Source organism: Dietzia sp. CW19 (assembly GCF_014145265.1).
Taxonomy (GTDB): domain Bacteria; phylum Actinomycetota; class Actinomycetes; order Mycobacteriales; family Mycobacteriaceae; genus Dietzia; species Dietzia natronolimnaea.
The window spans coordinates 1-8,955 of sequence record NZ_JAALEE010000009.1; the positions used below are offsets into that span (position 1 = coordinate 1).

An 8,955-nucleotide genomic window follows, 5' to 3' on the forward strand; every position below is an offset into this window, starting at 1 on the left:
CGGCAGGCCGTCGTCCCCGGTGAGGATCGCCTGCCGTATCCGGTCCACGTCCAGCTCCATCCCTCCGGCCGCGAGCGTCTGCATGAATTCCGCCGCCGCAGGACTGTCGATCATCTCGAGCTGGGCGTCCCGGTTGGTCGTGGCCTCCAGCAGCCGCGGTCGCCGCGCGGCCATCTCCGTCGCGCGCCGGGCGATCCGGTGCACCGCGATGTGGTCGGGGTGCCCGTAGTTGCCGTGGTGGTCGTACCCCACCAGGACGTCGGCGTCCTCACGGTCGAGGATCCGCGCCACCCGGCCTGCGGCCTCGTCCACGCCGGCGCGGTGCAGGCACAGCGGGTGGTCGTTCTGTTCCCACCCGGTCATCCCCGAGTCGCGGAAACCCAGCCAGTCGATCCGGGCCACGCCCAACACCGCCGCCGCTGCCCGGGCCTCCCCGCGCCGGTGCTCGACGAGATCACCGTCCGGTCCGAGGTGCTCCGGGCGCTCGCCGTGGTCGCCGTCCGTGGCGAACACCGTCACCACGCGATGCCCCTCCCGGGAGGCCAGCGCCATCATCCCGGCGGTCTGGGAGGTCTCGTCGTCGGGGTGGGCGTGGAGGAACACGATGGTCGGCACCCGGACATTCTGCCCTGCGACCGCCGCGCGCGGAGCGGACCCGACCGGTGGCCGGGTGCGCATCGGCGCCGTCAGCGGGTTCCGGCGTCGGGGTGACCGGCCAGCCATCGGTCGAAGGCCTGAGCACTGGTGGAGTCGGGCGTGTAGCCGAAGACCTCGCGCAGCCGCGTGTTGTCCAGGACGGGGCGGTACCGCAGGAAGCCGGTCTGTTCCGGCCCGTACCGCGTGGCCCGCAGCGCCCTGCCCACGGTGAGGGCGGCCTTGAGAACCACCTCCGGGATGGCCAGGGTGCGCTTGCCCAGGCGCTCGGCGATCTGGCCGAGCGTCAGCGTGCCGGTGCCGGCGACGTTGTACACACCCGGCGGCCCGGCATCGACCGCGCGGACGACGATCTCCACCAGGTCCGAGTCCCAGACGAAGACGAACGGCGAGTCCGAGCCCCGGATCGCCAGCAGCCGCGGCCTGTGGAACAGTGCGGTGATCTGGTTGTCCACGGCGTCGCCGAGGATCGTGCCGATACGCAGGACCACCTGTTCGAGCCCCGGGTGGTCGCGGCGGGCGCCGGCCAGCATCTGCTCGACCAGCGCCTTGTGATGGCTGTACGCGAACGCGGTGCTGCCCCGTACGGGCCAGTCCTCGTTGATCGGGACGGGGTTGTCGGCGTGGTAGCCGTACGCGGCTCCGGAGGAGGACACGACCAGTCGGCGGACGCCATGTTCTATACAGGCGTCGAGGACGTGGCGGGAGCCGTCGACGTCCACCCGGTACGCGGCGTCACGGCCCATCCCGTCGGGGTCCACGACGGAGGCGAGGTGCACCACGGCGTCGTGCCCGGCGACGGTCGCCGAGACAGCTGCGGGGTCGGTCACGTCGAGTCGGACATGGCGCACCCCGGAGACGGCGGGGGCGTCCGGCACCCGCAGATCCCCGCCGGTCACCTCGTGCCCGGCGGCGGCCAACCCGGCCACCACCCCGGTGCCGAGGAATCCGCTGCCACCGGTGACGAGGACCTTCATGACGTGCCCACCTTCTCAGGGTTCGGATCGACTGTGCCCGCGCCGGCGTCCCTGGTCCGCCGCGCCCACACCACCGCGACCACCAGCCCGGCGATGATGTCCCACACGCCCCACCACGCGGCGACCAGGGCCATTCCACCGAGCCCGTCGAAGAAGCTGAACACGAACAGCAGCCCGAGGCCGGCGTTGCGGATGCCCACCTCGAACGTCATGGCCTTGCGCGCGGGGACGTCGAGCCCGAACCCGCGTGCGATGCCGTAGCCGAGCCCCAGCGCGAGCGCGTCGTGGAGGAACACCGCCACCGCCACGACCCCGATGTAGGCCACGAACAGCGCCCAGTTGTTGGCGACCGCGATCACGATGATCCCGCCCAGCGCCACGAACGAGGCGATCCCCACCACGCGATGGGTCCGGGCGGCGACCGTCGGAAGCAGGTGCGACACGACCAACCCCAGCGCGAACGGCAGCGCGATGACCAGCAGCACCTCGCTGAGCATGTCCCACGGCGCGACGCTGATCTCGGTGAAGTAGTCGCGGCCGGTCGGGTGCAGGTGCCCCCAGAACGCGAAATTCAGCGGCAGCATGACGATCGCCAGGACATTGCCCACTGCGGTCATCGACACCGACAGCGCCACGTCGCCGCGCGCCCGGTGGGTGAGGATGTTGGAGACGTTGCCGGGCGGGCAGCACGCCACGAGGATCATGCCGAGCGCGACCGACCCCTGCACCCCGAGCAGCAGCGTGAGCAGGTATGTCAGCCCGGGCAACAGCGCGAACTGGGCGATCACCGCCACCGCGAAGGCCCTGGGCTTGCGCAGCGCCAGGCGGAAGTCGGAGAGCCGGGTGTCCATGGCGATGCCGAACAGGATCAGCCCCAGGACGATCTTGAGGGTGGTGAGTGAGCCGGAGTCGAATGCGATCCGGACGTCGTCGACGTTCATCGCGCGGCCCCCTCCATGCGCGCGACCAACCCGGTCACCGTGTCGCGGTAGGCGCTCTTGTTGACGTAGTAGGCCATCCGGTCCAGCCCGAGGTACTTGTAGCCGCCAGTGAGGTCCGGGCGGGGGCCGCGCCGGGAGGAATCGACGACGGCGAGGGCCGCACGCCCGGCTGGTGAGTCGTCACGGCGTGCCGCGAGAGAGCGGGCGAGGAGGTCTGCCTGTTCGTAGCGGCCCTGCCAGCCGATGCCGGACGCCTCGAGCATGCCGAGCACCGCCAGGTCGTCGCGGGCCGCCGGGAAGATGTTGAGGTGCAGGTCCGGTGCGGCGGCGCCCTCGGCCCAGTCGAGGTGGCGACGATCGATGAACGGGTAGTCCAGCACGTAGCCGGTGGCGAGCATGACCAGGTCGTACTCGCCTGTGCTGCCGTCACGGAAGTGCACTGTGCGGCCGTCGAGACGCTCGATGTCCGCGCGGACCCCGATGTCGCCGTGGCCGACGTGCTGGAGGATCAGGCTGTTGACGACGGGGTGGGACTCGTAGATCTTGTGGTCGGGCTCCGGGAAGCCGAACCGGGTCGGGTCGCCGGTGAACGCCTTGAGTACCCGAGAGTCGATGAACTGCTTGATCCGAGGCGGCAGGGGTCGGCCGCCCGACCCGAGGGTGTCGGCGGGCTTGCCGAAGAGGTACTTGGGTACGAAGTGGTAGCCGCGCCGCACGCTGATGTCGACGGACTCGGCGTGGTGCACTGCGTCGACCGCGATGTCGCAGCCGCTGTTGCCGCCACCCACCACGAGGACCCGCCTGCCGGCCAGCTCCCGCGGGTGCTTGTAGCGGCTGGTGTGGCGGAGCTCGCCATCGAAGTGCCCCGTGAACTCCGGGATCCTGGGCTCGGAGAGGGTGCCGTTCGCGATCACCAGGGCCGAGAACTCCCCGGCGTCATCCACTGTGCCGCTGCCGACCTCGTCGTCGTCGCCCGTCGTCCCGACGGTGAGCCGCCACCCGGAATTCGGATCGTCGCCCAGCGGTTCCGCCCGCACCACCTCGGTTCCGAAGCGGAACCGCTCGCGGAGGCCGAAGTGGTCGGTGAAGTCGCGGAAGTAGGCCAGCAACCGGCGGTGATCCGGATAGTCGGGGGTGCCGGCCGGCATGGGGAACTCGGCGAACTCCGTGGTCCGGGCGGAGGAGATGAGGTGCGCCGAGGCGTAGACCGTACTGCGCGGGGAGTCGATGTTCCACAGGCCCCCGACGTCGTCGGCGAGGTCGAAGCCCACCCAGTTGACGCCCTGGCGGTCGAGGTTCCGCGCCGCGGCCAAGCCGGAGGGGCCGGCTCCGATGATCGCGATCGGACGGGTGTCAGGATTGGGCACGGGTACAGATCCTGCCCCAGAACGCGAGAATCCCCGGCCGGTTTCGTTCGCACTGAACGAAACCGACCGGGGAGGGTGGCGGGCGCTACTTCTCGCGGACGACCGTGCCGTCGTCCTGCAGGCGCAGGAGCGGGTAGATGCCGTTCTCGTCGTGGTTCTCGTCGCCGACGACCGGGGGGTTGAAGACGCAGAGCATCTGCATCTCCTCCTCCACGATGACCTGGTGCTTCTCGTGGCCGTCGAGCAGGTACATCGAGCCCGCCTCGAGCGGGTACTCCGTGTCGTTCGTGAGGTCCCGCAGGATGCCCTTGCCACGGGTCAACCAGACGGCCTCGATGTGGTTGGCGTAGTGGAAGTCGTTCGTCGTGCCGGCGGCGATGGTGGTCTCGTGGAACGAGAACCCCACCCGGTCGTCGGCCAGGACGATGCGCTTGGACTCCCAGTTGCCGTTGTTGCCCTTGATGTGGCGGTCGGTGTCGGTGATCTCTGCGGTGGTGCGAACGATCATGTGGTGCCTCCTCGGGGAAGGTGTGGTGGTCCGGGCGGGCTCAGAGGTACTGCTGGGCGAGGACGTGGTCGACGGCCTCGTAGCAGATCTCGATTCCGCGGTCGCGCTCCTCGTCGGTCAGGATGAGCGGGGCGAGGAACTTGACGACCTCGTCGCTCGGGCCGGCGGTCTCGACCAGCATCTTGTTGTCGAAGCAGCGGGCCATGACCTCTGCGGCCAGCTCCGGCTTCTCCAGGAAGGCGATACCGAAGGCCATGCCGCGGCCGCGGAGCTCGAGCTTGCCCTCGTACTTGTAGACCAGCGGGGAGAAGCGCTCGCGGAGGATCCGGCCGTTCTCGAGCGTGCGGTTCTGCAGCTTGTCGTCCGACCAGTACTTCCGCAGCGCCACCTCGGCGGTGACGAACGCCATGTTGTTGCCGCGGAACGTGCCGTTGTGCTCGCCCGGGGTCCACTCGTCGAGCTCGCGGTTGAACAGGGTGATCGCCAGCGGCAGGCCGTAGCCGCCGATCGACTTGGACAGGGTGACGATGTCCGGCTTGATGCCGGCGAACTCGAACGAGAAGAACTCGCCGGTGCGGCCGCAGCCCATCTGGACGTCGTCGACGATGAGCAGGATCTCGTGTCGCTTGCACAGCTCGTCGAGGGCCTTCAGCCACTCGGCGCGTGCCGCGTTGATACCGCCCTCGCCCTGGACGCACTCGACGATCACGGCCGCCGGGCGGTTCATGCCCGAACCGGAGTCGACCAGTACGCGCTCCATCCACTGGAAGTCCTCGGTCACGCCGCCGAAGTAGTTGTCGTACGGCATCGGCGTGGCGTGGACCAACGGGATCCCGGCACCGGCGCGCTTCATGGAGTTACCCGTGACGGACAGCGACCCGAGGGTCATGCCGTGGAACGAGTTGGTGAAGTTGATGATGGCCTCGCGGCCGGTGACCTTGCGGGCCAGCTTGAGGGCCGACTCGACGGCGTTCGTCCCGGTCGGCCCGGGGAACATCACCTTGTAGTCCAACCCCCGCGGCTCGAGGATCGTCGAGGTGAAGGTCTCGAGGAAGGCGCGCTTGGCGACGGTGTACTTGTCGAGCGAGTGGGTGACGCCGTCGCGCTGGATGTACTCGAGCAGCGCGCTCTTCATGTCGTCGTCGTTGTGGCCGTAGTTCAGTGCGCCGGCGCCACCGAAGAAGTCCAGGTAGTCGTCCCCGTCGACGGTCGTGAGCTTCGCACCCTTCGCGGTGTCGAACACCACCGGCCAGTTGCGGGAATAGCTGCGGACCTCGGATTCGCGGTCGGAGAAGATCGAGGTGTCCAGATTGGCGTCGTGCGTGGCTTCGGTCATGGTGGTGATCACTCCATCAACAATGGTGTCGGGCGGCGGCGGACGGATGCGTCCGGGCGCCCTGTTAGGAAATCGTGTAGAGATCTTCGGGTTCGTGCCCGTCACCGAGCAGTTCGGCGCCGAGGTAGTCCTCGCTGGACAACGTCATGCCCCGATCGCGCGCGACGGCGCCGAAAGTGCGCTGGGACGCCTCGTTGTCCGGGCTGATGGTGGTGCGCAGGCGGACCACGCCGCGCTCGGCGAGCCGGTCCATGAGGTTGTGGAGCAACCGTGCGGCCAGACCCTTACCGCGCTGGTCCGCGTCGACGCCCACCTGCCAGACGAAGATCGTGTCCGGCTCCGAGGGGCGCAGGAATCCGGTGACGAAGCCGACCACGCGGCCCTCGACCTCGACGACCACCGAACTCTCGGAGAATTCCGCTCCCCACAGCACGTAGGCATAGGAGGAGTTCAGGTCGAGTACTCCGCTGTCGCGGGCGATCTCCCACATGCGATTTCCGTCTGCCGCCGTGGGCGGGCGGAAAACCGCGTCGGACGAATCAGGGTTACGGGGTGCTTCTCGTTCTCCTGGGTTCATAGGTACTCACCACCGTAATGACGTGGACCGGTTGCCGCATCTACCTTCGCCGGATCGTTACCCGATTGCCGGGCGAGTCCGCAGGTGACCGCCGTGCAGTGACGTCCGTCACCCGGTGCGGCCCCGTCCGTGGTCGCGATGGTCTTCCTTACCGGGCCGGAGCCTGGGAGAATATTTTCATGGACCACAACCCGATCACCGAATTCGACGAGGGCCGCTCACTCGAGTTGCTGGCGACCGAGTCGCTCGGCCGTCTGATCACCGTCTCGGGCGGGCGGGCCGACATCTTCCCCGTCAACTACGCGCTGTCGACGGAGGGCAGGATCTTCTTCCGCACGGCGGAGGGCAGCAAGCTCGCCGGCCTCACCGTTCACCCCGACGTGGTCTTCCAGGTCGACCACATCCAGGACGAGGAGGCGTGGTCGGTGGTCGTCCGGGGCGAAGCCCGACGGCTCGACAGCTTCGCTGAGATCAACCGCGCCGAGGAACTCGACCTCAAGCCGTGGATCCCCACGCTCAAGTACAACTTCGTGGAGATCACACCGGAGCAGATCTCGGGCCGCGGCTTCACCTTCGGCGAGGAGCCGGAGCGGTATACGGGTTAGGCGAACTGCCGGCCCGGTCGGCGGAACCGGTCGGCCGGTCGTTCAACTCGGCCCACAGTCGTCGCACGCGGGCGTCGATGTCGTCGCGGATCAGCGCCATCCGCTCCGCCCCGTCGATTCCCCGCTCGCTCGGTTCATCGGTGTCCCAGACGTCGATGGCCGAGCGCATCCCGTCGACGGGCTCGAGCCGTGCGGCCGTCCCGAGTACGACGACGCGGTCCGCGCGGCGCATGATGTCGTGATCCACCGCCGCCGCGGTGCCGCCCGACATGTCGGCGCCGAGCTCGGCGAGCGCGACCACGGCCTCTGCGTTGGGGGACTGCCCCAGCGCGGGTCGCGTACCGGCCGAGTGGACCTCCACCGCGTCCCCCGCCGCGTGACGCAGTAGCGCCTCCGCCATCTGGGACTTGCCACGATTGGACTTGCACACGAACAGGACCGTGGGGCGCGCCGGAGCGTGGTGCGTCATCGAGCACCATCCTCAGGCGAGCGGCCGGAGGCCGACATGTCCTGGTGAATCGCGTTCGGGACCGTCGGGTCACCCTTGAACAGACGCTTGCCCGCCCACAGGCTCACGTACACGAGCGCGATGAGCACGGGCACCTCGATGAGCGGCCCGACCACCCCTGCCAACGCCTGGCCGGACGCCACTCCCCAGGTGCCGATGCTCACGGCGATCGCGAGTTCGAAGTTGTTGCCCGCGGCGGTGAAGGCGACCGCGGTGGACTTGGCGTAGTTCAGGCCTGAAGCACGGGCGGCGAGCAGGCTCCCGCCGAACATGAGGATGAAGTAGGCCAGCAGGGGCAGCGCGATCCGCGCCACGTCGAGAGGCCGTCCGATGATGGTGTCGCCCTGGAACGCGAAGAGCACGACGATGGTGAACAGCAGGCCGTACAGCGCCCACGGACCGATCTTGGGCAGGAAGGACTCCTCGTACCACTGCCGCCCCTTGGCCTTCTCGCCGAAGTGCCGGGTGAGGAACCCGGCCAGCAGCGGGATACCGAGGAACACGAGGACACTCAGCGCGATCGCCCATACCGAGAACCCGGCGGTGGTGGTCTCCAGCCCCAGCCAGCCCGGGAGGACCTGGAGGTAGAACCATCCCAGGCCCGCGAACGCGATCACCTGGAACACCGAGTTGATCGCGACGAGCACCGCCGCAGCCTCCCGGTCGCCGCATGCGAGGTCGTTCCAGATGAACACCATCGCGATGCAGCGGGCCAGGCCGACCACGATCAGGCCGGTACGGTACTCGGGGAGGTCCGGCAGCATCAGCCAGGCCAGCGTGAACATCAGCGCGGGACCGACCAGCCAGTTCAGTGCGAGGGACAGCAGGAGAAGCCTGCGGTCCCCGGTGACGCGACGCGTCTCGTCGTAGCGGACCTTGGCCAGGACGGGGTACATCATCACCAGCAGACCGACCGCGATGGGGACCGAGACTCCTCCGACCTCGACCGCCTCCAGCGCCTCGGCGATACCGGGCACCAGACGCCCGAGCAGGAGCCCGAGAGCCATGGCCGCGAGGATCCACACGGCCAGGTAGCGGTCGAGGAAGGACATCCGCGCGGCGACCGGGGCGTCGGGATCGGCGGGGGAAGGGGGGCCGGCGGTCGCCGATACCTGGGTGCTCATGCGCCCAACCCTAGGCAATCCATCGATGTCGGTCAATGTATGACGCACGCCACCGGGTTGTGCGAGCTCAGAACGGTGGCGGGTGGAGGATCTCGTCGAGGAGCTGGTGAACCTGCTCCTCGGCACGGCTGACCACCGGTTTGTTGCGATCCCACCAGCGACCGATGGGAGGCCTGGTGCCATCAGGACTCGCGCGATCGGGGCCGGAGCGGTCGGCCCGGGCGCGTTCTGCGCGGTGGCGGGCGGCACGGCGGGCCCAGTAGGTGGGCTCGGACAGCAGGTCGCCGTCCGCGGTGTCCGGCTCAGGGTTGCGGGCCTGCTGGACGTCCCAGGCGTCCTGTTCGGCTCGGGCCTGTTA

Annotated in this window: 11 protein-coding genes; 2 read left to right on the forward strand and 9 right to left on the reverse strand. The window is 68.9% G+C overall.

The features are described from left to right. The 7 genes from G6021_RS00315 to ectA all read right to left on the reverse strand — a co-directional run. On the reverse strand, positions 1-615 hold a 615-nt coding region (locus tag G6021_RS00315), incomplete at its 3' end, for a PIG-L family deacetylase (RefSeq protein ID WP_182640445.1). A 71-nt stretch (positions 616-686) separates the two neighbouring features. Continuing rightward, the gene (locus G6021_RS00320; protein ID WP_182640446.1) at positions 687-1,631 is read right to left on the reverse strand and encodes an SDR family oxidoreductase; all 945 of its coding nucleotides are present in this window, start codon (positions 1,629-1,631) and stop codon (positions 687-689) included. Then, positions 1,628-2,572 carry a bile acid:sodium symporter family protein gene (locus G6021_RS00325; protein WP_182640447.1) on the reverse strand — a complete coding sequence of 315 codons (945 nt, stop codon included), beginning with the start codon at positions 2,570-2,572 and terminating at the stop codon, positions 1,628-1,630. The genes G6021_RS00320 and G6021_RS00325 overlap by 4 nt, the downstream gene beginning before the upstream one ends. Then, positions 2,569-3,939 carry an NAD(P)-binding domain-containing protein gene (locus tag G6021_RS00330; protein WP_182640448.1) on the reverse strand — a complete coding sequence of 457 codons (1,371 nt, stop codon included), beginning with the start codon at positions 3,937-3,939 and terminating at the stop codon, positions 2,569-2,571. The genes G6021_RS00325 and G6021_RS00330 overlap by 4 nt, the downstream gene beginning before the upstream one ends. An 85-nt stretch (positions 3,940-4,024) precedes the next feature. Beyond that, the gene (locus G6021_RS00335) at positions 4,025-4,447 is read right to left on the reverse strand and encodes an ectoine synthase (protein WP_182640449.1); all 423 of its coding nucleotides are present in this window, start codon (positions 4,445-4,447) and stop codon (positions 4,025-4,027) included. Between the two features lie 40 nt (positions 4,448-4,487). After that, positions 4,488-5,783, reverse strand: a complete 1,296-nt coding sequence (ectB, locus tag G6021_RS00340; protein ID WP_179523621.1) for a diaminobutyrate--2-oxoglutarate transaminase — start codon at positions 5,781-5,783, stop codon at positions 4,488-4,490. A 64-nt stretch (positions 5,784-5,847) separates the two neighbouring features. Beyond that, on the reverse strand, positions 5,848-6,360 hold the full coding sequence (ectA, locus tag G6021_RS00345; RefSeq protein WP_179523622.1) for a diaminobutyrate acetyltransferase: 513 nt from the start codon (positions 6,358-6,360) through the stop codon (positions 5,848-5,850). A gap of 179 nt (positions 6,361-6,539) precedes the next feature. Between ectA and G6021_RS00350 the strand changes: the two genes are divergently transcribed. Continuing rightward, positions 6,540-6,965, forward strand: a complete 426-nt coding sequence (locus G6021_RS00350; RefSeq protein WP_179523623.1) for a pyridoxamine 5'-phosphate oxidase family protein — start codon at positions 6,540-6,542, stop codon at positions 6,963-6,965. Here the strand turns inward: G6021_RS00350 and G6021_RS00355 are convergent. Both G6021_RS00355 and arsB read right to left on the reverse strand, forming a co-directional pair. Next, a complete protein-coding gene (locus G6021_RS00355) occupies positions 6,928-7,434 on the reverse strand; it encodes a low molecular weight phosphatase family protein (RefSeq protein ID WP_182640450.1) in 507 nt (168 codons plus the stop codon). The two genes, G6021_RS00350 and G6021_RS00355, sit on opposite strands and share 38 nt — an antisense overlap. Beyond that, the gene (arsB, locus tag G6021_RS00360; RefSeq protein ID WP_241731326.1) at positions 7,431-8,525 is read right to left on the reverse strand and encodes an ACR3 family arsenite efflux transporter; all 1,095 of its coding nucleotides are present in this window, start codon (positions 8,523-8,525) and stop codon (positions 7,431-7,433) included. Before arsB ends, G6021_RS00355 begins: the two co-directional genes overlap by 4 nt. 154 nt (positions 8,526-8,679) lie before the next feature. On the opposite strand from arsB, the gene G6021_RS16865 reads away from it, so the two are divergent. Continuing rightward, on the forward strand, positions 8,680-8,955 hold a 276-nt coding region (locus G6021_RS16865; protein ID WP_206682635.1), incomplete at its 3' end, for a hypothetical protein.

Bases quoted from the DNA above. Each gene is read 5' to 3' on its own strand.
- G6021_RS00320 (WP_182640446.1), bottom strand. From the start codon at position 1,631: ATGAAGGTCCTCGTCACCGGTGGCAGCGGATTCCTCGGCACCGGGGTG.
- G6021_RS00325 (WP_182640447.1), bottom strand. From the start codon at position 2,572: ATGAACGTCGACGACGTCCGGATCGCATTCGACTCCGGCTCACTCACC.
- G6021_RS00335 (WP_182640449.1), bottom strand. From the start codon at position 4,447: ATGATCGTTCGCACCACCGCAGAGATCACCGACACCGACCGCCACATC.
- ectB (WP_179523621.1), bottom strand. From the start codon at position 5,783: ATGACCGAAGCCACGCACGACGCCAATCTGGACACCTCGATCTTCTCC.
- ectA (WP_179523622.1), bottom strand. From the start codon at position 6,360: ATGAACCCAGGAGAACGAGAAGCACCCCGTAACCCTGATTCGTCCGAC.
- G6021_RS00350 (WP_179523623.1), top strand. From the start codon at position 6,540: ATGGACCACAACCCGATCACCGAATTCGACGAGGGCCGCTCACTCGAG.
- G6021_RS00355 (WP_182640450.1), bottom strand. From the start codon at position 7,434: ATGACGCACCACGCTCCGGCGCGCCCCACGGTCCTGTTCGTGTGCAAG.
- arsB (WP_241731326.1), bottom strand. From the start codon at position 8,525: ATGTCCTTCCTCGACCGCTACCTGGCCGTGTGGATCCTCGCGGCCATG.